Origin of the sequence: Pseudomonas sp. NPDC090203 (genome assembly GCF_044746765.1) — a bacterium.
Classification (GTDB): domain Bacteria; phylum Pseudomonadota; class Gammaproteobacteria; order Pseudomonadales; family Pseudomonadaceae; genus Aquipseudomonas; species Aquipseudomonas putida_AD.
Genome location: NZ_JBIVCV010000005.1, coordinates 162,160 through 184,009 on the forward strand (window position 1 = coordinate 162,160; position 21,850 = coordinate 184,009).

Below are 21,850 nucleotides of genomic sequence, written 5' to 3' on the forward strand. Positions count from 1 at the left end.
AGCCTTGTAAGCTCTTCCCCTATTTCGTATCTGGAGTCTGTACATGGAAAACCTGGACGCGCTGGTCTCTCAAGCACTTGAGGCTGTGCAAAGCGCCGAAGATATCAATGCCCTGGAGCAAATCCGGGTCCACTACCTCGGCAAGAAAGGCGAACTGACTCAGGTGATGAAGACCCTGGGCAATCTGCCGGCTGAAGAGCGTCCGCAGGTCGGCGCCCTGATCAACGTTGCCAAGGAGCGTGTCACAGAGGTTCTCAATGCGCGCAAGGCGTCGTTCGAGGAAGCGGATCTTGCCGCCAAACTCGCCGCCGAGTCGATTGACGTGACCCTGCCTGGCCGCGGACAGACCACTGGCGGTCTGCACCCTGTCACCCGGACTCTGGAACGTATCGAACAGTTCTTCACCCACATCGGCTACGGCATCGCCGAAGGCCCGGAGGTCGAAGACGACTATCACAACTTCGAGGCGCTCAACATCCCAGGCCATCACCCGGCCCGGTCGATGCACGACACCTCTATTTCAACGCCAACATGTTGCTGCGCACCCATACCTCGCCGGTACAGGTCCGCACCATGGAAGCGAACAAGCCGCCGATCCGCATCGTCTGCCCAGGCCGTGTGTATCGCAGCGACTCCGATATCACTCACTCCCCGATGTTCCACCAGGTCGAAGGCCTGCTGGTCGACCGCGATATCAATTTCGCCGACCTGAAAGGCACCATCGAGGAGTTCCTGCGCGTGTTCTTCGAGAAAGAACTGGCAGTGCGTTTCCGTCCTTCGTATTTCCCGTTCACCGAGCCATCGGCTGAAGTCGACATGGAATGCGTGATGTGCAGTGGCAAGGGCTGCCGCGTCTGCAAGCAGACCGGCTGGCTGGAAGTCATGGGCTGCGGCATGGTGCACCCGAACGTGCTGCGCATGTCGGGGATCGACCCCGAAGAGTTCCAGGGCTTTGCTTTCGGCATGGGGGCAGAACGCCTGGCCATGCTGCGTTACGGCGTCAATGACTTGCGCCTGTTCTTCGACAACGACCTGAGGTTCCTGGCGCAATTCCGCTAGGCCTCACGCACGTCACGAATAATCAGGAGAACAGAATGAAATTCAGCGAACAATGGTTGCGCGGCTGGGTCAGCCCGCAAGTTTCCCGCGACGAGCTGGTTGCTCGTCTGTCGATGGCCGGCCTCGAGGTCGATAGCGTGACCCCGGCAGCCGGTGCATTCACCGGCGTCGTGGTCGGCGAAGTGTTGAGCACCGAGCAGCACCCGGACGCCGACAAACTGCGCGTGTGCCAGGTCAGCAACGGTTCGGAAACCTTCCAGGTGGTGTGTGGCGCGCCAAACGTGCGCCCTGGCCTGAAGATTCCGTTCGCCATGATCGGTGCCGAATTGCCCGGCGACTTCAAGATCAAGAAAGCCAAGCTGCGTGGCGTCGAGTCCAACGGCATGCTCTGCTCCCAGGCCGAGTTGCAGGTGGGCGAGGGCAATGACGGCCTGATGGAACTGCCTGCCGATGCGCCAGTCGGTCAGGATTTCCGTGCCTGGCTGGAACTGGACGACGTCAGCATCGAGGTCGACCTGACCCCGAACCGTGGCGACTGCCTGTCCGTGGCGGGCCTGGCCCGCGAAGTCGGCGCCCTGTACGACGCCGCGGTCACCCGCCCGCAGGTGGCTGCAGTGCCAGCCGTCCACGATGAAGTGCGTTCGGTGGAAGTGCTCGCGCCGGCTGCCTGCCCGCGTTATCTGGGTCGCGTCATCCGTAACGTCGACCTGTCGCGTCCGACCCCGCTGTGGATGGTCGAGCGTCTGCGTCGTTCCGAAGTGCGCAGCATCGATGCCGCCGTCGACATCACCAACTACGTGATGCTTGAACTGGGTCAGCCTCTGCACGCCTTCGATCTCGCCGAAATCAACGGCGGCATTCGCGTGCGCATGGCCGAAGAGGGCGAGAAGCTGGTATTGCTGGACGGTCAGGAAGTCAGCCTGCGTGCCGACACCCTGGTCATTGCCGACCATCAACGTGCACTGGCCATCGCCGGCGTCATGGGCGGCGAGCACAGCGGCGTGAACACCGCGACCACTCGCGACATTTTCCTGGAAAGCGCTTTCTTCGACCAGATCGCGGTCGCGGGCAAGGCACGTTCCTACGGCCTGCACACCGATGCCTCGCACCGCTACGAGCGTGGCGTGGACTGGCAACTGGCCCGTGAAGCCATGGAGCGCGCCACTGGCCTGCTGCTGGAAATCACTGGCGGCGAAGCCGGTCCGGTCATTGAAACCGTCAGCGAGCAGCACCTGCCGTCGATTGCTCCGGTCACCCTGCGTGCCGAGCGTATCGAGCAAATGCTGGGCATGAAGATGGAAGCTGCCGAAGTCGAGCGCCTGCTCAGCGGTCTTGGCCTGGAGGTGTCTTCGCAGGCGGCGGGCGAGTGGCGCGTAGAAGTGCCAAGCCACCGCTTCGACATTTCCCTGGAAGTGGACCTGATCGAAGAGCTGGCCCGCCTGTACGGCTACAACCGTCTGCCGGTTCGTTACCCTCAGGCCCGCCTGGCTCCGCAAGCACGCTCCGAATCAAGGGGCGACCTGCCTGCACTGCGCCGCCTGCTGGTTGCGCGCGGCTACCAGGAAGCGATTACCTACAGCTTCATCGATCAGAAATGGTTCGAGCTGTTCAGCCCGGGCGTCGAGCCGCTGCTGCTGGCCAACCCGATCTCCGCTGACATGGCCGCCATGCGCTCGTCGCTGTGGCCGGGCCTGGTCAAGGCGTTGCAACACAACCTCAATCGCCAGCAGGACCGCGTGCGCCTGTTCGAAAGTGGCCTGCGTTTCGTCGGCCAACTGGAAGGTTTGAAACAAGAGCCTATGCTGGCAGGTGTGATCTGCGGCAGTCGCCTGCCGGAAGGCTGGGCGCAGGGTCGTGATGGCGTGGACTTCTTCGACGTCAAGGCTGACGTGGAAGCCGTGCTGGGCTTCAGTGGCGCACTGGATGATTTCCGTTTCGTACCGGGCAAACATCCAGCCTTGCACCCAGGCCAGACCGCCCGTATCGAGCGTGATGGCCGTGAAGTCGGCTACCTCGGCGCGATCCACCCGGAACTGGCCAAGACCCTGGGTCTGGATCGTCCGGTGTTCGTGTTCGAGCTGGTTCTGGCCGATGTGGTCGAGGGCCGTCTGCCGAAATTCCACGAACTGTCGCGCTTCCCGGAAGTGCGTCGGGACCTGGCGTTGCTGGCTGATCGCGAGGTTGCGGCCACTGCGGTAATGGACGTAATCCGTGAAAATGCAGGGCAATGGCTGACAGACCTCAGGCTATTTGATGTTTATCAGGGTAAAGGCATTGATCCGCATAGAAAAAGCCTTGCAGTTGGCTTGACCTGGCAACATCCATCGCGCACTCTTACTGACGATGAGGTAAACGCTTCGACGCAGCAAATTCTCACCTCGCTTGAGGAAAGGTTAAACGCCACGTTAAGGAAGTAGCGTATGGGGGCTCTGACGAAAGCTGAGATGGCCGAACGTCTGTACGAAGAGCTAGGCCTGAATAAACGAGAAGCCAAGGAACTGGTTGAGCTGTTCTTTGAGGAAATCAGGCACGCTCTGGAAGATAACGAGCAGGTCAAATTGTCCGGATTCGGTAATTTTGACCTGCGAGATAAACGCCAGCGACCGGGTCGAAATCCCAAGACAGGGGAAGAAATTCCGATTACAGCTCGCCGTGTGGTCACCTTTCGCCCAGGGCAGAAATTGAAGGCCCGAGTTGAGGCTTATGCTGGAACCAAGTCATAACGACGAGCTACCGCCTATTCCCGGCAAACGCTACTTCACCATTGGTGAAGTCAGCGAGCTCTGCGCGGTCAAACCGCACGTTCTGCGTTATTGGGAACAGGAATTTCCTCAGCTCAACCCGGTCAAGCGCCGCGGGAATCGCCGGTATTATCAGCGCCAGGACGTGCTGATGATCCGGCAGATCCGCGCGCTGCTTTACGATCAGGGCTTCACCATCGGCGGGGCGCGCCTGCGCCTCTCCAGCGATGAGGTCAAGGACGATTCCCTGCAATACAAGCAGCTGATCCGACAGATGATTGTCGAGCTGGAAGATGTTCTGGTGGTCCTGCGCAAATAGCGCCGCGTCATCAAATACTTCCATCTTTCAAAAGCTTAGGGTATATTCCTCGACGCTTTCACAAGAAGCGAAATCAGATACACGCCTAGTCGGGGCGTAGCGCAGTCCGGTAGCGCACTAGCATGGGGTGCTAGGGGTCGAGTGTTCGAATCACTCCGTCCCGACCATATTATTCAATGACTTAGCCCAATCTTTTCAGGTTGGGCTTTTTCATGGGCGCGATAAAATTTTCCCACCGCCAGGCTTCCAGGCCGTATGTAGCCTACGCTTATCGCGTCTCCCATGAATGAGGGCGCTTTATGCCGTGCACCCGCCATCCAACACCCTTGGAAAACCGGACAAGACCATGAGCGATAACAAAGAAAAACCCCTACGCATGGCACTCAAGGCAGTCCTGGTGGCGGCTCAGGAGCAGGGCATGGATCTGGACGCTCTTCGTGAAACCGCCATCGAGTCGATGCTCAATGACATCCTTTATGACTCGGACGACGTGGCACATGCGGTCATCGCCATCGAGGTGGCGGCCGATGCGGTGGCGTCTCCCTCGTCCATGGTCTGATCTGTAAGCTTCTCGCTTGCCTTTGATTGGGGCTAAACATCGGCGCTGTGTGGCCGATAAAGTGTTTCCAATATTTACAGCGAGCAGCACTCATGGAAGACCAGAACACCACTCCTTACCAGAAACCCAACAATCTGGCAGGCGTAGGGCGCCGGTGGGGAGGGCAGATGATCGACACACTGGTGACGTATCTGCTGTTTATCGTGGTGGCGAAAGTCGCGGAGTTCATTCACTTGCCGCCGACAGTGGTTGCGGTACTGGCACTGGGATCTGCAGCGGGCTACTACCTGCTTTCCGACGCCTTGCCCAACGGGCAGAGCGTGGGCAAGAAGCTGCTGGGCATGTCGGTCATCGACGAGCGCAGCTATCTGAACTGCAATATCTACCAGTCGTTCGTGCGCAATATCACCACGCCCTTTCTGAGCATCCTGGACTGGATCTTCATCTTCTTCGGCTCGCGCAAGCGCCTCGGCGACATGCTGGCATCGACGATCGTGATTCGTTCGCGCTAACGCCAGGCCGCGGGGAAGCAGTGTCATATCAGTTTGCTGCATCCTGTGATCCAGCTCATGGAACAAATCCGGTGAAGCTTTGGTCAACCAGTTTCCACAGCCTTAACCTGGTGTGATGCCATGACTCAGATGCTCAATGACGTTGCCCAAACGCTGAACGACGATCTTTATCAGAAGACCCGGTCGCAGCTGAATACTTTTCTGAATGAAACCAACGCATTGCTGGCCGCAGGCGATGCGTTGCATGAAGACAGGACGGCCCAGGCGCGTGCCCGGCTGGTTGAGTTCCTGGAGAGCCGCAGGGGGTACGGGGAATCACCCGAGCCGCCGTTTGTGCACCAGCCTCCAATCACCAGGGTATTGAATGACGCGCAACGGTTCGTCAGGGCAAATCCCTGGGCTGCGGTGGGAGCGGCGGCGGGCGTGGGCATGGTAGTCAGTCTGCTGCTCGCTCGCCGCTCACGCTGAAGGGGATTCAACGTGAGCCGCAGGGGTATTGTCACGATGCGCAGGCTTGCGGGTGGGTTGTTCGTGCCCGCCCGGTCGTGGCTGCCGATTGTGCACCGTCATCGTCGGTGGCCCTACGCGGAACCTGCAGTCGTGACCAATAACGGGGGCGGTGCCGAACGGGTGCCGGGGATGCGTTTGCCGAGACTTGAAAGGGGGGGCGGGATGAATGTCGACGAAGACGCGGTCCGTCAACTCGCGCAATTGATCTGGGAAACCGAGGGCCAGCCTCAGGGGCAGGAAGCCCGGCATTGGGAGATGGCGACAAAGCTGGCCGAGTCCGCCGCGATGGCCCCGGTGCGCGCAGGCAAGGGGCAGAGGGTCGATACGCTGTTTCCCTCGCCCAAGGACAAGCCGGGCCCGCACTAAGGGGTGGGTACTGGGGCCTCGATGGTCTGCAATTGTTCGAGCAGCGTGCGGGCGAAGCCTTCCGAGGCGATGAAGTCCATCGCCTCGCGCAGCTTGATGGTTTCCTCGACGCCGAAGGTCTGATCGAAGATGTGCGAGACGCGCTCGGAGACTTTGCGCGCCTGTTCATATTTCCGTTGGCCGGCAGGGGTGAGCATCACCCGCCGACAGCGCCGGTCATTGCCGTCTACCTGCAAGTCCACCAGTCCGTCGCGCACCAGCGGCTTGAGCGTGTGGCCCAGGGCCGAGAGGTCCATGACCAGAGCCTGTGCCAGCTCGCGCATCTTGGGCTGGCCGTAGCGGGCGATCTGCGACAGCAGCGAGTATTGCGTGGCCTTGAGGCCGCACTCCACGAAGGCTTCGTCATAGATCTGTCCAAGGCGGCGCGACGCGCGACGTACCGAACCGTTGGCGCAGCTGCTGGGCAGCGGGGCGAAATCTGAACAGGGTGTCGCGCTTTTCAAAGCTGGTTACTCGCAAAGGCCTGGATAGGCGCGATTATGCCTGCACGTGGGGTGTCGACAAGGTTTTTTGGTCAGGTATGGGCCTTTGCCGTCTTGGACAAGGGCGCTCCTGCAAAAACTTGCGAACGCCGACAAACCGTAGCAGCCGGGCTTGCCCGCGGGTGATCTTGAGGACGCCCCCGCCGGCAAGCCGTGCTGCTACGGGATGGGCGTGAGGCGGGACGCCATCTTCGCGGCCAGCATGGTTTTCACTTCCGGCCATTCGTCATCAATGATGCTGAAACGCACCGAGTTGCGCTTGCGGCCGTCGGGCATGATGCGTTCGTGCCGCACGATGCCTTCCTGTCTGGCACCGATGCGCAGGATGGCGGCGCGGGATTTGTCGTTGAGTTCGTCGGTGGTGAACTGCACGCGCACGCATTGCATCGTTTCAAAGGCATATTCGAGCAGCAGGGCCTTCATCTCGGTGTTCAACCCCGAGCGCTGCACCGATTGGCCAAGCCAGGTGTGGCCGATTTCCAGCTTGCGATTCTTGCGGTCGATCTTCCAGAAGCGGGTGCTGCCCACGACCTGGCCGGTGTCCTTGCGCACGATGACGAACGGCATGACCGTGCCCGCCTCGCGTCCGGCCAGTGCCGTGGCGATGTAGCCATCCACCGTCTCGGGGCCTGGAATGACCGTGACCTTCATGTTCCACAGCTCTCCGTCGCTTGCCGCCTGTACCAGCTCAGCGGCGTGTGAAGCCTGCAACGGGCGCAACTCGACCGCCTGACCGCTCAAAATGACCTGTTCGCTTTCCATCACCTGACTACTCACGCGTGATTATCCCTTGGGTTTGGCGTCTGGCAGCGCGGCGCCCTTGGGCCACAGCATCCAGATCTGGCCTTGTTGCTTCATGTTCCCAGCCAGTTCGCCGGCCGCATCGCCCGTGCCCCAGAACATGTCGGCGCGCACTTCACCGGCGATGGCGCCGCCGGTGTCCTGAGCCGCGACCGGGCGCACCAGGGGCGTGCCGTCGGGGCGGGTCGAAGACAGCCACAGCAGGCTGCCCAGCGGAATCACCTTGCGGTCGATGGCCACGCTGTAGCCAGCCGTCAGTGGCACGTTCAGCGAGCCGCGGGGCCCTTCGTTGCTGTCCGGGCGCAGGGTGAAGAACACGTAGCTGGGGTTGCTGCCCAGTAATTCATGGACGCGCTCAGGATGGGCGATGGCCCAGTCACGGATGCGACCCATGGACACTTCGTCCTTGGTCAACTGGCCTTGCTCCACCAGCCAGCGACCCACCGGTTTGTAGGGGTGTCCGTTCTGGTCGGCGTAGGCGATACGCAGTTGGCGGCCGTTCTCCAGTTGCACCCGGCCCGATCCCTGGATCTGCAGGAATTGCAGGTCGATGGGGTTTTCCAGCCAGGCAAGGACCGGTGCATTCACCCCTTTTTCGCCAATGGTTGCGGCGTCGTCATACGGACGCAGGATGCGTCCATCCAGACGGCCACGCAGGCGTTTGCCCTTGAGTTCCGGGTAGATGCTGTCCAGATTGACGATGATCAGGTCATCCGGTACACCGTAGATCGCTACCGGGTGCGCATCATTGTGCTGCTCGCTGCCTTTGTAGATAGGCTCGTAGTAGCCGGTAATCAGGCCGTTGGCGCCATGCTCTGACGAGCGCAGGCTGTAGACCTGCAACTGGTTCTTGAGGAAATCGCGCACCGCCGCAGGGGTGGCCGGCACCTGTGCCGCCATGGCGCAGGTGCTGCCCCATACCGGATCTTTGGCCAGACGCTTGCAGGCCGAGAACCAGCTGTTGTACCCGGCCATCAGGTCCTGATCGCTCACGGCAGGCAGTTTGTCCCACTCGACGCTCACGTAGGTGGTGGCTTCGGACGGTTTGGTCTTGGGTGCACCGCCGTCACAGGCGGCGAGCAGGGCGATCAGCGGGGCGAGGCAAAACAGAAAGCGGCGCCAGTGCAGGCTTGGGGTCATCACGCGGGGTGTTTCCTGAAAACAAGTGAAGGCGGCTAGCTTGGTGAAAGGCGAGGGCGACGTCAAATCGGCGAAGCATTTTCCCAGGCCTGTGGGTGGGCGGGCGCGGGCCGATGTAAGGCCAATTTACCCCGATATCGCACTTTTTCCCGGTTTGTCGCTCTATCCATGGCCGGGACGCCGCGAGCCGCGGGGCGTCCAGATTGTTGAAACCTGTGATTGATGGCCTCTGATTCTTCCCTTATTCGAGTGCGCCGACGCGGCCGCGCCTTGTCGATGCTGTGCCTTGCGGCGCTCTGCGCCGTGGGCTGCACGCGCCAGGACGGTCGCGACGTGGCCACCCAGTTCAGCGAAACCAAACCCCAGGAATTCTTCCAGACCAGCGTCGATCGCATGGCGACCCTGGCTATGCACGACAACCTGGAAAGTTTGTATCTTTTGATGAACAAGCTGTATCTGCGCAACCCGGCGGAGTGGCGCAAATCAGGCTTTGTCGATGCGCGCTCGGCTGAACGCAATGTGCGCAATGCCATCGAGCAGCGTACACCGCTGGCGCAGTTGGGTAATCGCCGCGATCTGGCGGCCTTGAGCTACGCCCTGAGTCCTGAGTTTCTCGGGGATCGGGTCGGCGCGTTCATCTACGCGATCGGCAGCATGCTGGTCACCGCCCATGGCGGGCGGACCGAGTTTTTCATGACCGATCAGATCAATCCGACCTTTGTCAGCAACGCAGCGCGCAACATCGAGAAGGCCACCTGGCTCTTGGGTCAGCGGCAGAATGCCAATGGCGAGCTGATGCTGTTTTCCAACGAGATTTCGGAGGAGGGCACCAACCTGAGTTTTGCCACCGAGTTCGGCAAGATCGTGGCGCGGCTGGATTTGCTGGCGCAGATGCTCGATGAGCGTTATCGCAGGATCGGGCTCAATTATGCGCAGAGCCTGTTGTTTCTGAATTTTTTGCCCGTGCAGTGAGGCTTGGGTATGGGTCGCTTCGACTATCGTCCCCGCCGGCAAGCCGTGCTGCTAAGGGGCGGCGGGTGGCCGCACATTCAGCATGCGCCTCAGGCCCGTAGCAGCCGGGCTTGCCCGCGGGGCGATTTCAAGGACGCCGACGCCGGCGAGCCGGACTGCTACACAGACAACTGCTAGTAAGAATCGCCCCGAATATATTCTTCCATCTTCTGAATCAACCTGGCCTGTTCGGCGATGGCTGCCTTGACCAGGTCGCCGATGGACAGCAGGCCCACCAGTCGCCCGTCTTCGACCACCGGCAAGTGCCGCAGGCGACCGTCGGTCATGATGTTCATGCACTGGTCGATCTTGTGCTGAGGACCCACCGTCTTCACCTCGTGGGTCATGATTTCACTGATGGGCGTGCCTACCGAGGCGCGTCCGGCCAGTTCCATCTTGCGGGCGTAGTCGCGCTCGCTGACGATCCCCACCACCTTGCCGCCCTGTACCACCGGTACGGCACCAATGTTCATTTCGGCCATCAATTTGATCGCGTCGATCACCATCTGGTCCGGTCTGACGGTATGAACTTCACCGTGGTGCTTGTCTTTCAACTTCAGTAGTTCGGCTACGGTCGTCATGCTGGCCTCTCCGGCGCTTATAGGTGAACACGGCCCCGGGAGTCGGGCCGTCCCTAAAGAATCGTTGAGAGAAGGCATTCCGGCAAGTTTGGATGCGGCACGTATTGTGCGAAAAACGTCAGTTGGCGCTGTTTGTCACACTTTACCCCGTGGCCGGCGTTTCAAGGGCGGGGACGACGAGGGCGAGACACCACCGATTCGATGTTCTTGCGCCCGATCAACAAGGGGCTCTTGGCCTTGCGTGATGGCGGCATGTCGGCCAGCCATTTGAACATCACCAGGCAATCCACCAGTCCGAGGCGGGCATGGCGATAGGCGCGGGGCAGGCGGCCGACGGTTTCGAAACCCAGCTTGTGCCACAGCGCCACCGCGACTTCGTTGGTCGCGACCACCGAGTTGAATTGCATGGCGCTGAAACCGCTGTCCAGGGCCAATTGCTGGGAGTGCTCGCACATCTGCCGGGCCACGCCGCGGCCACGGGCCTCTTGGGTGACCATGTAGCCGCAGTTGCTGACGTGGCTGCCGGGGCCTGCGGCGTTGGCCTTGAGGTAATAGCTGCCCAGCAGCACGCCGTCGTCTTCGGCGATCAGGGTGTGCAGAGGATATTCAAGCCACAGGTGCAGGGCTTGCTCGTAGGTCAGGTCGGGATCGTAGGCGTAGGTTTCCTGCGCCTTGATAACGGCCTGGAAGGTGGGCCAGAAGCGTTCGAAGTCTTCGGGCGTCATGGGGCGGATGTGGATCATGGGCAAGCGGCTTCATCAGGGCAAAGGTAGTTGTAGGAGCGCGCTTGCCCGCGACGCGTCGGGTCAGACACCGTGAAGGTGGCCGGTGGACCCGTCGCGGGCAAGCGCGCTCCTACAGGGAGATGTGTCTCAGGAAACCACTCGATAACACGGCACGTACGCCGCGCCACCCGGCAACTTCATCCGGTGCTGCTCGACGAACGACTGCAGCAGGCGGTCCAGCGGCTGCATGACCTCGGCGTCGCCGTGGATCTCGTACGGACCGTGCTCCTCGATCAGGCGGATGCCCTTGTCCTTGACGTTGCCGGCGACGATGCCGGAGAACGCCCGGCGCAGGTTGGCCGCCAGTTCGTGGGGCGGCAAGCTGCGGCTCAGTTGCAGGCTGGCCATGTTGGCGTGGGTCGGGTCGAATGGCCGCTGGAAGCTTTCCTCGATCTTGAGCAGCCAGTTGAAGTGAAACGCATCGGCACGTTCGCGGCGGAACTGGCGCACGGCGGCCAGGCCTTCGGTCATCTGCCGGGCGACTTCGGCCGGATCGTCGATGATGATCTGGTAATGCTTGTGCGCTTCCTCGCCCAGGGTGGCGCTGACGAACGCATGCAACTGCTCCAGGTAGCTGGCGGCGCTGCGCGGGCCGGTCAGGATTACCGGGAACGGCAGGCCGGCGTTGTCCGGGTGCATCAGAATGCCCAGCAGGTAGAGGAACTCTTCAGCGGTACCGGCACCGCCCGGGAAAATGATGATGCCGTGGCCGACCCGCACGAAGGCTTCGAGACGCTTCTCGATGTCCGGCAGGATCACCAGTTCGTTGACGATGGGGTTCGGCGCTTCGGCGGCGATGATGCCGGGTTCGGTCAGCCCCAGGTAACGGCCGCCATGGATGCGCTGCTTGGCGTGGGCAATGGTTGCGCCCTTCATCGGGCCTTTCATCACGCCCGGGCCGCAGCCGGTGCAGATGTCCAGTTTGCGCAGGCCCAGTTCGTGGCCGACTTTCTTGGTGTATTTGTACTCGTCGGTGTTGATCGAGTGGCCACCCCAGCACACGACCATCTTCGGCTCGACGCCGGCGCGCAGGGTGCGGGCGTTGCGCAGCAGGTGGAAAACGTAGTCGGTGATGCCCTGGGAATTGCTCAGGTCGATGCGCTGGCTGTCCAGCTCGCTCTCGGTGTAGACGATGTCGCGCAGGGCGCTGAAGAGCATTTCCCGGGTGCTGGCGATCATTTCGCCGTCGACGAAGGCGTCGGCCGGGGCGTTCAGCAGTTCAAGGCGCACGCCGCGGTCCTGCTGGTGAATACGCACTTCGAAGTCCTTGTAGGCTTCGAGAATGGTTTTTGCGTTATCGACATGGGCGCCGGTGTTGAGGATAGCCAGGGCGCACTGGCGGAAGAGGTTGTAGATGCTGCCAGAGCCTGCGGCGCTGAGCTGCTGGACTTCACGTTGCGACAGAGTCTCCAGGCTACCTTTGGGGCTGACTTGAGCGTTGATTACGTTTCTTGGAGCCATTCTGAATTCCTTGAAAGCGATGCCGGTCATCCGGTGTCGGTGGCAGGCATTGGAACAGTGAGCGAGTTTGCGCTCACCCTTGCAGCCATTTTTTACATTGCTCGGTCAGGAAAGCAAACGTTGTGAGTGAAAACCCCGTTCGGTCAGCGGATTTTTGATTTTCCGGCCCGCCCCGGTATGCTGCACCTCGACGTCCGGACGCCTGCGGCAACCTCGATACGATGTTTCCTACCTCATGATTTTCAATTTCTCGATATTCCTGGCCACCCTCATCGCCATGGAGGGTGTCGGCTTTCTTGCGCACAAGTACGTCATGCATGGCGTGGGCTGGTTCCTGCATCGCTCACACCATGAAGAACAACTGGGCGCCTTCGAAACCAATGACATCTACCTGTTGGTACTGGGGCTGGTGGCAGTCGGGCTGATCGTGCTCGGCAACAGCGGCCATGACCCGTTGCAGTGGGTGGGCGCGGGCGTGGCGGCCTTCGGGCTGATCTACATTCTGGTGCACGACGGCATGGTCCATCGCCACTGGCCGCTGCGGCCCCGACCACGCAACCGTTACCTGCGCAGGCTGTATCAGGCGCACCTGATGCACCACGCGGTCAAGGGCCGGCGCAACAGTGTGTCGTTCGGTTTCCTGTACGCGCCACCGGTGGCGACCCTGCAAAAGCAGCTGCGGGAAATGAAACGCCCGCGCTCGTCCGAAGCCGTTCCCGGGGCGCGAATCGACCTTGGCAACGCATCGCCTCTTTCCAGTCTCGATCAAGTCCCGTAGAACAGTGTGCTCGGGCTGGCTGACGGGTTTGTCGGCCAGCGTTCAAGGCATTTCATGTCAATCGGGAGAGCCTCGTGAATACAGCCACTGCATCTGCAGCATCCAGCAAGACCATCACCTACCAGCGCCCGGACGGCAAAAGCGTCAGCGGCTACCTGGCCAGCCCCGCGAAACCTGAAGGCGCACCCGCCATCGTGGTGATTCAGGAATGGTGGGGGCTCAACGACCAGATCCGCGGCGTGGCCGATCGCCTGGCGGCTTCGGGCTACCTGGCCCTGGTGCCGGACTTGTATCGCGGCGAGATGACCGTCGAGGAAGAAGAAGCCCATCACCTGATGAGCAAACTCGACTTCGCTGACGCGGCCACCCAGGACATTCGCGGTGCCGTGCAGTACCTCAAGGGCCACACCCAGAACGTCGGCGTCACCGGTTTCTGCATGGGCGGCGCCTTGACCTTGCTCGCGTTGAATTTCATTCCCGAACTGACGGCAGGCGTGGTGTTCTACGGCATGCCGCCGCTGGAATACCTCGATCCCAAGGCGATCAAGGTGCCCGTTCAGGCGCACTGGGCGACCCAGGACGAATTCTTCCCCGCGGAAAACGTCGACAAGCTCGAAGAGAAGCTCAGTGAGGGAGGGGTGGACATCGAATTCCATCGCTACCTGGCGCACCACGCCTTCGCCAACGAGACCGCCGTCGGCACCGGACGCATTCCCGGCACCCAGTACGACCCGATCTGGGCGCAACTGGCGTGGGACAGGGCGCTGACGTTCTTTGGCCGTACGCTCTGGGGCTAAGCACAATTTCCGAGCGCAGATAATCCTGTAGGAGCGTGGCTTGTCCCGCGATCTGCCGGGAACCGGCAGCAAATCCGCATTACTCGGAGTGTCAGACACACCGAGTTCGCTGACTTTACGACTGCTGCGCAGCCGATCGCGGGACAAGCCACGCTCCTGCAGGAAAACGCGAAAGGGGCGCGCTCCTTTCGTTGCCGAATGTATCGGATTGAAATATATTGCGAACCATTATCATTTGGCCGCAACGCTCATCATGTCTGTCCCTCTCTCTTCTTCCAACGACCAGCAGGGCGTCGCTGCGCTTTATGGTGCGCATCACGGCTGGCTGGTGAACTGGCTGCGTGGCCGTCTGGGATGTTCCCATCAGGCGGCGGACATGGCCCAGGACACCTTCATGCGGGTGCTCGTGGCTGAGCGCAAGGCGCCGGTGGCCAGCGAGCTGATCGAGCCCCGGCATTTTCTGGTGACCATCGCCAAGCGAGTGATGGTCGACAGCTTCCGGCGCACTTCGGTGGAGCAGGCCTATCTGCAGGTGCTGGCCGAACAGCCTGAACGTTTTGTGATATCCCCCGAAGACCGGCTGATCCTGCTGGAAACCCTGCACGCGCTGGACGCCATGCTCAGCGGCCTCGGCAGCCGGGTGAAGGAAGCGTTCCTGCTCTCGCAATTGCAAGGACTCGGATACAAGGAGATCGCGGCGCAGATGGGCGTGTCGGTCAGCTCGATTACCAAGTACATCGCTCGCGCCACCGAGCATTGCCTGCTGTTCGCGCTGGAGCACGGCCAGTGAGTTCTCCCGAACACCAGGCATTGAGCCTGGCCGCCCACTGGTTCGCCCGGTTGGGCGCGGCGCCGGGCGACGCGCTGGTGCAGCGCCAGTGGCAGGCCTGGCACGACGAAAACCCGCTGCATCAATGGGCCTGGCAGCGAGTCGGGCTGTTGCAGACGCAACTGGGCAATGCCAAGGGCGCGCTGGGTTATCAGGTGCTGGAGCGGGCAGGGCGTGGCGTTGCAGTGGCCGGGCGGCGTGGGTTGCTCAAAGGCCTGGTGCTGGGTGTCGGCGTAGGCGCGCTGGGTTGGGCGGGGTATCGTCAGGCACCGGTGTTGCTGGCCGATCTGCGCACCGGCACCGGCGAGCGCTTGACCCACACTCTCGATGACGGCACCACGCTGGTGCTCAACACCGCCAGCGCCGTGGACATTGCCTACACCGCGCAGACCCGCCTTATCGTACTCCGCGCCGGGGAGATTTTCATCGCCACCGCCAAGGACCCGCGACCCTTTATCGTGCGCAGCGTACAAGGCGCGATGCAGGCGCTGGGCACCCGTTTCAGCGTCAGGCAGCAGGATGGATTCACTCAATTGGGGGTGTTCGAGCACGCCGTCGCGGTTCGCCCGCAGGCCGGTGAGAACGTCGTCATCCCCAGCGGTCAGGCCGTCAGTTTTAATACCCAAGCGCTGTTCGACCAGTACCCGCTGGGTCCCTCTGCCGACGCCTGGATCAACGGCCGGCTGGTCGTCGATGGCTGGCGCCTGGACCGTCTGATCGGCGAGTTGCAGCGCTACCGCAGCGGCTACCTGGGCTGCGCGCCCGAGGTCGCCCACTTGCGGGTTTCCGGCTCCTATCCGCTGGATGACATCGACCTGGCCTTGTCGGCCATCGCCCGTTCCTTGCCGGTGAAGGTCGAGCGGCGCACCGATTGGTGGGTCCGTCTGACCGCGAAAAGCGCCCTCGCATAATTATTTGATTCTGTTTCGCATTCGCATTGTCGATTTGCGCAAGCTCGCGCGACTCCTTGTGAGAACCCCTTACAACGCCCGCCAAGCGGGCCTCAGGAGAGAGCATGCGTAACCCGAACAAACCGGCTGCAAACCTTCGTGCATTCAAGCCCCAGAACACACTGAAACTCGCTGTACTCGGGGCTTCGCTTGCCTGGCTGGAACCGGTCTTGTTGGGCGGTGCCTACGCGCAGGCGGCCAGCGTGCAGAAAAGCTATGCCATCGCACCGGGCCCGCTGGGTGCGGTGTTGGGGCGTTTCGCCAATGAGGCGGGCATCGTGCTGTCATTCCAGGCGGGCCTGACCGATGGCAAGCAGAGCGCGGGGCTCAATGGCAGCTACAGCGTCGAACAGGGATTCGCCACGCTGCTGGCAGGTTCGGACCTGATTGCAGCCCCCGGCGCCCAGGGTGTCTACGTGCTGTACCGCGCAGAAAAATCCTCGGCCCTGCAACTGGGTGCCACCAGCGTGGTGGGCACCGGGATCGATGAAACCACCGAATACAGCGGCACCTACACGCCGCGCCAGACCAGCACCGCGACCAAGATGGGCCTGTCCCTGCGCGAGACGCCGCAGTCGGTCACCGTGATCCCGCGTCAGGTCATGACCGACCATCACCTGGCCTCGCTGGACGATGTGGTCAAGTTTACCCCGGGCCTGTCCAGCAACCACCGCGACAGTGATCGCTACACCTTTTATTCACGCGGTTTCCAGATCCAGAACTTCGAGTACGACGGCATTCCTTCGCAGACGGTCAACGAATCCCAGCAGTTCACCAGCACCCTGGCTGACATGGCGATCTATGACCGCGTGGAAGTCGTGCGCGGCGCCACCGGCCTGCTCAGCGGCGCGGGTACGCCATCGGCCACGCTGAACCTGGTGCGCAAACGCCCCACCGATGATTTCCAGGGGTATGTGTACGGCGAGGCGGGGGCGTGGGACAAGTACCGCGCCGAGGCCGATGTGTCCGGCCCCTTGACCGAGAGCGGCAACATTCGTGGGCGGCTGGTCAGCGCCTATGAAACCTCGCGATCCTTCATCGACTGGTACAGCACGGAAAAACGCGTGATGTACGGCGCGGTGGACGTGGACCTGAGCGAGGACACTTTGCTGCGCTTCAGCCTGGACTATCAGAACAACGATTCGGACGGGGTCAGCTTCGGCCACATCCCGCTGTTCAACAGCAATGGCACAGCGACCCATTTCTCTCGCTCGTTCAACCCTGGCGCCAAGTGGAGTTACCTGGACAACAGCCACTACAACTTCAGCACCGTGCTTGAGCACAAACTGGCCAACGACTGGACCCTGAAGGCCGCTTACAGCCATCAGTACGCCTACCGTCACGGGGTGGTCGGCTCGGCCAGCGCAGGCGCTCCGGAGTTCGAGACCGGCACCGGGGTGTCGATGTTCGTCAACCGCCTGGACAGCTACCAGACCCAGGACAACGCCGACCTTTACGTTACCGGGCCGTTCCAGTTGGGCGGCCGCGAGCACGAGTTGGTGTTCGGCGCCAACGTCGCCTACACCCACCTCAACTTCCCGACTTACGAGCGTGCCACGCCTTCGGTCGACAATATCTACCAGTACGACGGCAACCCCGGCGGCAAGCTGCACCTGGGCAAGACCGAAGAAAACCTCAGCCGCCTGAGCCAGAACGGCGTCTACGGTGCGTTGCGCTTGAAGCCTACGGATTCGCTGTCGGTCATCCTCGGCACGCGGGTCAGTTCGTGGAACGAGCGTGACGACACCAGCGACGATCTGACCGGCGAAGCAACTGGCCGCGACCGCACCAAGAAGACCGGCGTGGTGACGCCCTATGCCGGGGTGATCTACGACCTCGACGAGACGTACTCGGTGTACGCCAGCTACACCAGCATCTTCCTGCCGCAGACGTTCTACAAGACGGCGGGCGGCACGTCGCTGGAGCCGCTTGAAGGTGACAACTACGAGATCGGCCTGAAGGGCGAGTTCCTCGATGGCGCGCTCAATGCCAGCGTGGCGCTGTTTGAAGTCAAACAGAAAAACACCCCGCAACTGGTGGACGACAGCGGCCCGCAGGAAATCTACCGGGCGATCAGCGGCACCACCACGCGCGGTATCGAGACGGAAATCTCGGGTGAAATCCTGCCGGGCTGGAACATCCTCGGCGGCTACACCTACCGCGAATCCCACGACAAGGACGACAACCGGGTCGAGACCAACCAGCCGATGAACCTGTTCAAGCTGGGGACCACCTACCGCTTGCCGGGCGAGCTGAACAAGCTGACCGTGGGCGGCAACATGACCTGGCAGAGCGATATCTACGCGGTCAACGAGGACTTCAACACCAAGGCCCATCAGCGTCCCTATGGTGTGGTGGGGCTGCTGGCCAACTATAAAGTGGACGAGCACCTGAGCCTTGGGCTGAACGTCAACAACCTGTTCGACAAGAAGTATTACGACGGGCTGGGCACGTTCAACTCCGGCAGCTACGGCGAGCCGCGCAATGCGGTGGTCAATGCGCGCTGGAAGTTCTGATCAGAGCCGCTGTTGTGGTGGGATCGAGTAGGTACCCACCACGTGCGCCACGGCGTCCGGCAGGCCTTCGGAGTAGAGCGAGACTTCGCCGATGGCCAGGGTCCTGCCGACCTTCATCAGTTGGCATTCGGCGATGATCCGCCGCCCGGCCTCGGGTTTGCGCAGGAAGTTGATTGTGAGACTGGTGGTCACGGTCAGCGGCACAATGCCAATCACGCCAAGTACCGCGACGTACAGCGCCACATCGGCCACCGCCATGAGCGTCGGCCCCGACACCGTGCCGCCTGGGCGCAGGTCGGTGTGTTCGACGACTTGGGAAATGGTCGCCCGCTGATCGCCGACCGCCTCGACCACAATCCGCGTCTGCGGAAACTCCCGGGCGATGAACGCCGCGATTTCTTCTTTGCTCGCCATCGTAAGCTCCTGCCTGTGCCGATGGGCAAGAGTTGATGAGCCAGGGCCGGTTGTCAACGAACCGCAGATCTGTGCCCACTCGAAGCCGCCCCCGCGGGCAAGCCCGGCTGCTACGGGGATTTGGTGAACTCAAGCTTACCTTCCACCTCCGCCCCGTAGCAGTCCGGCTCGCCGGCGTCGGCGTCCTCGAAATAGCCATCGCCGGCAAGCCGGACTGCTACGTGGAGGCGTGGGTGTTGACGGAATTTGTGTCCCGCCGCATACCCTGTAGCAGCACGGCTTGCCGGCGGGGGCGTTTTCGGCATCGCCATCGCCGGCAAGCCGGACGGCTACGCGGCATCAACCAATATTGCCGGGCGGGGCGTTGAGCCAGGTGGAGGCTTTCCAGTACACCCAGGCAATCGCCGCCAGCAGCACGGCCCCTGCCAGGGTCGGTATCAGGATGAAGGTCCAGCCGGGCTGGGTCATGAAGATGATGATCGGGTTGCCGCCCGCAGGTGGGTGCGTGGTGCCGGTGATTGCCATGGCCATCACGCACAGCGCCACCGCAAGGGCCATGGGTGCGATGCCCGGGCCGAACAAGGCAAGGCAGGCCATGCCGATGGTCGAGCACAGCACATGCCCGCCAATGACATTGCGCACCCTGGAGAACGGCCCCTTGGGAAAGCCGAACAGCAACACGCACGATGCGCCGAACGAGCCGATCAGCAAGGGCTGCTCGCTGAGCGTGGTCACTGCACCGACCACGCTCAATGCCAGGAATGCCCCCAGACCGGCCAGCAACAGCTGGCCGATCCGCGCCCGTCGGGAAGTGGCCAGAGTACCTGGCACTGTCGATGAGAGCTGGGTCATGGGGCGTTACCGTTTTTTGAAGCGTTCGGCTTCTTCCGACCCTTTGGTCGCATTCCCCGCGCTGTAGGAGTGCGCGCCGACGCCGGCCAGTTTGCCGCCCTGGACGATCAGATACTCGTCGCGGATCGGACGGTTCTCGAAATAACACTCGAGAATCTCCCGGGTACCTGCCGCATAGCGGGCCTGCGCCGAAAGGCTGGTGCCGGAAATGTGCGGGGTCATGCCGTGATGGGGCATGCCGCGCCATGGGTGATCGGCAGGTGCCGGTTGCGGGAACCAGACGTCGCCGCCGTAGCCTGCCAGTTGGCCACTCTCCAGTGCCGCCGCGATGGCGTCGCGGTCGCACAGCTTGCCCCGCGCGGTGTTGATCAGATACGCGCCGCGCTTGAAGTGCTTGAGCGAATCGCCGTTGATCATGTGCTCGGTTTCAGGGTGCAGCGGGCAGTTGAGCGTCACCACGTCACAGACCTTGGCCAGGCTTTCCAGCGTCGAGTGGTAGGTCAGGTTCAGCTCTTTCTCCACCGCTTCGGGCAGGCGATGGCGGTCCATGTAGTGCAGGTGCATGTCGAATGGCTTGAGCAGACGCAGCACGCGCAGGCCGATGCGCCCGGCAGCGACTGTGCCGACGTGCATGCCTTCGACGTCGTAGGAGCGGGCCACGCAGTCGGCGATGTTCCAGCCGCCCTTGAGCACCCAGTTGTGCGACGGCAGGTAGTTACGCACCAGCGCCAGGGTGGTCATCACCACGTGTTCGGCGACGCTGTTGCTGTTGCAGTAGGTCACTTCGGCCACCGTGATGCCGCGGTCCATGGCCGCCTGCAGGTCGGTGTGATCGGAGCCGATGCCGGCGGTGACTATCATCTTGAGTTTCGGTGCCTTGTCCATGCGCTCGGCGGTCATGTAGGCCGGCCAGAACGGTTGGGAAATGATGATCTCGGCATCGTGCAGTTCGCGATCCAGCACGCTGTCTACGCCGTCTTTGCTGGAGGTCACGACCAGTTGGTGGCCGTTGGATTCCAGGTATTTGCGCAATCCCAGCTCACCCGAAACACTGCCCAGCAGCGTGCCGGGCTGGAAGTCGATGGCCTTGGGGGTCGGCAGCGTCTGGCCGTCGGGATAGCGTTCCAGATGGGGCAGATCATCGCGGGCGTAGGACTGGGGTTGGCCGTTGACCGGGTCGTCGTAGAGTACGCAAACAATTTTCGCCATGGTGCCTCCTGATTGTTGGATGAACGAGGGCGCGTCATGCCACTCGCCGAAGCGGATCGTTGCCGCTTGCGAGCCATCCTCGGGGAGGCTGCGATCCAGAGCCAATCGCTTGTTCCGATCTATAGATCGGACAGACCGATCAACAGCGCAGGAAGGAGTCGACCCGGCTTTGCAGGTCCAGTGAACGGATTACGTTCAGCGCCGAATTGATCAGCAGCGGTTGCGGATCGCGCCGCAGAAACACCAGGCCGATCTCCCTGGCCAGCTCCGGGACAATGGGAATCGCGGTAATTTCTTCGCGCATCTCGCTCATCGAGAGCGCGCTGTGGGGCACCACGCTGTACAACCCCGAGCAGCGTACGTGACCGTAAAGCACCATCATCGAGTCGGTCTCGACCCTGGGTGTCACGCATACGCCCGCTCGGGCAAAGGCGTCGTCCACCCCTTTGCGGCACTGCATGTTGCGGGTCAACAGGCACAGCGGCAGTTGCGCCACGGCGTCCCACGTCAGGCTTTGTTCGTGGCTCAGGGCCGTGTCGTCCCGGGCGATCAGCACGTAGCGCTCCTTGAACAGCGGCAGCGTTTCGAACGCCTGCAAGCGAACGTCGGCCAGGTACGTCATGCCCAGGTCCAGCTCGAAATTGGCCAGGCGCTGCAGGATGTCCGAGGTCGCCAGGGTGTACACCTCGTGATTGAGGCGGGGGTAGGCGGTCAGGCAGGAGTCGGTCATCAGCGGCACCATCGACAGCACCGTCGGGATGGCCCCCAGGCGCAACACGCCGGCGGGGTCTTGCTCGTCGTGGCCGGCCTCCTGACGCATGGCGCCACAATCGGCGAGGATCCGCCGCGCCCAGACCAGCACCTTCTCGCCGTCGCAGGTCAGCCCTTCGAAGCGGCGACTGCGCTGCACCACTGAAATGCCCAGGTCCTGTTCCAGGTTGCGGATGGCCTCGGAAAAGGCCGGCTGCGAGACGTTGCATTTCTCTGCGGCACGGCCGAAGTGCTGTTCTTGGGCGAGCGTCACCAGGTAGGTCAGTTGGCGCAGGAGCATGGGTGAGCGGTTCCGTTGTCGTTATTGTGGGTATTGGAGCGGTGCAGTTGTCACCGAAGGATACAGA

At 62.0% G+C, this 21,850-nt stretch carries 23 protein-coding genes, 1 tRNA gene and 1 pseudogene; 15 read left to right on the plus strand and 10 right to left on the minus strand.

All coding sequences use genetic code 11. The features are described from left to right. The first annotated feature begins 43 nt into the window (after positions 1 to 43). The 9 genes and pseudogenes from pheS to ACIPO9_RS10720 all read left to right on the plus strand — a co-directional run bounded on the left by pheS (position 44) and on the right by ACIPO9_RS10720 (position 6,066). A pseudogene (gene pheS / locus ACIPO9_RS10680) lies at positions 44 to 1,059 on the plus strand (phenylalanine--tRNA ligase subunit alpha). Between the two features lie 35 nt (positions 1,060 to 1,094). Then, positions 1,095 to 3,476, plus strand: coding sequence for a phenylalanine--tRNA ligase subunit beta (gene pheT, locus ACIPO9_RS10685; RefSeq protein ID WP_274132879.1), 2,382 nt, complete (start codon positions 1,095 to 1,097; stop codon positions 3,474 to 3,476). 3 nt (positions 3,477 to 3,479) lie between these two features. After that, the gene (gene ihfA, locus ACIPO9_RS10690) at positions 3,480 to 3,782 is read left to right on the plus strand and encodes an integration host factor subunit alpha (RefSeq protein WP_002553164.1); all 303 of its coding nucleotides are present in this window, start codon (positions 3,480 to 3,482) and stop codon (positions 3,780 to 3,782) included. Further along, the gene (locus tag ACIPO9_RS10695; protein ID WP_274132880.1) at positions 3,763 to 4,119 is read left to right on the plus strand and encodes a MerR family transcriptional regulator; all 357 of its coding nucleotides are present in this window, start codon (positions 3,763 to 3,765) and stop codon (positions 4,117 to 4,119) included. The genes ihfA and ACIPO9_RS10695 overlap by 20 nt, the downstream gene beginning before the upstream one ends. Before the next feature lie 90 nt (positions 4,120 to 4,209). Further along, positions 4,210 to 4,286 (plus strand) — tRNA-Pro (locus ACIPO9_RS10700). 179 nt (positions 4,287 to 4,465) lie between these two features. Further along, a complete protein-coding gene (locus ACIPO9_RS10705; RefSeq protein WP_400780740.1) occupies positions 4,466 to 4,678 on the plus strand; it encodes a hypothetical protein in 213 nt (70 codons plus the stop codon). 92 nt (positions 4,679 to 4,770) lie between these two features. Next, positions 4,771 to 5,190 (plus strand): RDD family protein, encoded by a 420-nt coding sequence (locus tag ACIPO9_RS10710; RefSeq protein ID WP_274133975.1) that lies wholly within the window; start codon positions 4,771 to 4,773, stop codon positions 5,188 to 5,190. A 120-nt stretch (positions 5,191 to 5,310) separates the two neighbouring features. Then, positions 5,311 to 5,658 (plus strand): glycine zipper domain-containing protein, encoded by a 348-nt coding sequence (locus ACIPO9_RS10715; protein WP_274133974.1) that lies wholly within the window; start codon positions 5,311 to 5,313, stop codon positions 5,656 to 5,658. 204 nt (positions 5,659 to 5,862) lie between these two features. Further along, a complete protein-coding gene (locus tag ACIPO9_RS10720; RefSeq protein WP_274133973.1) occupies positions 5,863 to 6,066 on the plus strand; it encodes a DUF2934 domain-containing protein in 204 nt (67 codons plus the stop codon). Here the strand turns inward: ACIPO9_RS10720 and ACIPO9_RS10725 are convergent. The 3 genes from ACIPO9_RS10725 to ACIPO9_RS10735 all read right to left on the minus strand — a co-directional run bounded on the left by ACIPO9_RS10725 (position 6,063) and on the right by ACIPO9_RS10735 (position 8,549). After that, on the minus strand, positions 6,063 to 6,569 hold the full coding sequence (locus ACIPO9_RS10725; protein WP_400780742.1) for a MarR family winged helix-turn-helix transcriptional regulator: 507 nt from the start codon (positions 6,567 to 6,569) through the stop codon (positions 6,063 to 6,065). The two genes, ACIPO9_RS10720 and ACIPO9_RS10725, sit on opposite strands and share 4 nt — an antisense overlap. Positions 6,570 to 6,767: 198 nt before the next feature. Continuing rightward, a complete protein-coding gene (locus ACIPO9_RS10730; RefSeq protein ID WP_274133990.1) occupies positions 6,768 to 7,370 on the minus strand; it encodes a GNAT family N-acetyltransferase in 603 nt (200 codons plus the stop codon). A gap of 21 nt (positions 7,371 to 7,391) precedes the next feature. Further along, positions 7,392 to 8,549 carry a murein transglycosylase A gene (locus ACIPO9_RS10735; protein ID WP_400781064.1) on the minus strand — a complete coding sequence of 386 codons (1,158 nt, stop codon included), beginning with the start codon at positions 8,547 to 8,549 and terminating at the stop codon, positions 7,392 to 7,394. A 276-nt stretch (positions 8,550 to 8,825) separates the two neighbouring features. Between ACIPO9_RS10735 and ACIPO9_RS10740 the strand changes: the two genes are divergently transcribed. After that, entirely contained in the window at positions 8,826 to 9,521 is a 696-nt protein-coding gene (locus ACIPO9_RS10740) for a hypothetical protein (protein ID WP_400607786.1), read from the plus strand. Positions 9,522 to 9,694: 173 nt separating this feature from the next. Here ACIPO9_RS10740 and ACIPO9_RS10745 read toward each other — a convergent pair whose 3' ends face one another. From ACIPO9_RS10745 to ppnN, 3 genes are all read right to left on the minus strand, one after another. Continuing rightward, positions 9,695 to 10,141 carry a CBS domain-containing protein gene (locus ACIPO9_RS10745; RefSeq protein WP_274133970.1) on the minus strand — a complete coding sequence of 149 codons (447 nt, stop codon included), beginning with the start codon at positions 10,139 to 10,141 and terminating at the stop codon, positions 9,695 to 9,697. Between the two features lie 161 nt (positions 10,142 to 10,302). Further along, entirely contained in the window at positions 10,303 to 10,884 is a 582-nt protein-coding gene (locus tag ACIPO9_RS10750; protein WP_400607605.1) for a GNAT family N-acetyltransferase, read from the minus strand. Between the two features lie 129 nt (positions 10,885 to 11,013). Next, the gene (gene ppnN, locus ACIPO9_RS10755) at positions 11,014 to 12,387 is read right to left on the minus strand and encodes a nucleotide 5'-monophosphate nucleosidase PpnN (RefSeq protein WP_274133968.1); all 1,374 of its coding nucleotides are present in this window, start codon (positions 12,385 to 12,387) and stop codon (positions 11,014 to 11,016) included. A gap of 235 nt (positions 12,388 to 12,622) precedes the next feature. Here ppnN and ACIPO9_RS10760 point away from each other — a divergent pair, with 235 nt between their 5' ends. From ACIPO9_RS10760 to ACIPO9_RS10780, 5 genes are all read left to right on the plus strand, one after another. Further along, on the plus strand, positions 12,623 to 13,165 hold the full coding sequence (locus ACIPO9_RS10760) for a sterol desaturase family protein (protein ID WP_400780743.1): 543 nt from the start codon (positions 12,623 to 12,625) through the stop codon (positions 13,163 to 13,165). Between the two features lie 74 nt (positions 13,166 to 13,239). Continuing rightward, positions 13,240 to 13,962 (plus strand): dienelactone hydrolase family protein, encoded by a 723-nt coding sequence (locus ACIPO9_RS10765; RefSeq protein WP_400780746.1) that lies wholly within the window; start codon positions 13,240 to 13,242, stop codon positions 13,960 to 13,962. Between the two features lie 253 nt (positions 13,963 to 14,215). Continuing rightward, complete coding sequence (locus ACIPO9_RS10770) at positions 14,216 to 14,752, plus strand: sigma-70 family RNA polymerase sigma factor (RefSeq protein ID WP_400780749.1); 537 nt, start codon at positions 14,216 to 14,218, stop codon at positions 14,750 to 14,752. After that, the gene (locus ACIPO9_RS10775) at positions 14,749 to 15,702 is read left to right on the plus strand and encodes a FecR domain-containing protein (RefSeq protein ID WP_400780751.1); all 954 of its coding nucleotides are present in this window, start codon (positions 14,749 to 14,751) and stop codon (positions 15,700 to 15,702) included. Before ACIPO9_RS10770 ends, ACIPO9_RS10775 begins: the two co-directional genes overlap by 4 nt. 104 nt (positions 15,703 to 15,806) lie before the next feature. Further along, a complete protein-coding gene (locus ACIPO9_RS10780; protein WP_400780754.1) occupies positions 15,807 to 18,257 on the plus strand; it encodes a TonB-dependent siderophore receptor in 2,451 nt (816 codons plus the stop codon). Here the strand turns inward: ACIPO9_RS10780 and ACIPO9_RS10785 are convergent, their stop codons facing one another. The 4 genes from ACIPO9_RS10785 to ACIPO9_RS10800 all read right to left on the minus strand — a co-directional run bounded on the left by ACIPO9_RS10785 (position 18,258) and on the right by ACIPO9_RS10800 (position 21,783). Then, on the minus strand, positions 18,258 to 18,671 hold the full coding sequence (locus tag ACIPO9_RS10785; RefSeq protein ID WP_400607593.1) for a PaaI family thioesterase: 414 nt from the start codon (positions 18,669 to 18,671) through the stop codon (positions 18,258 to 18,260). Positions 18,672 to 19,010: 339 nt separating this feature from the next. Continuing rightward, positions 19,011 to 19,523, minus strand: a complete 513-nt coding sequence (locus ACIPO9_RS10790; RefSeq protein WP_400780756.1) for an HPP family protein — start codon at positions 19,521 to 19,523, stop codon at positions 19,011 to 19,013. 6 nt (positions 19,524 to 19,529) lie between these two features. Then, entirely contained in the window at positions 19,530 to 20,732 is a 1,203-nt protein-coding gene (locus tag ACIPO9_RS10795) for an NAD-dependent formate dehydrogenase (RefSeq protein WP_274133960.1), read from the minus strand. Positions 20,733 to 20,871: 139 nt separating this feature from the next. Then, on the minus strand, positions 20,872 to 21,783 hold the full coding sequence (locus ACIPO9_RS10800) for a LysR family transcriptional regulator (protein WP_274133959.1): 912 nt from the start codon (positions 21,781 to 21,783) through the stop codon (positions 20,872 to 20,874). Between the last annotated feature and the right edge of the window lie 67 nt (positions 21,784 to 21,850).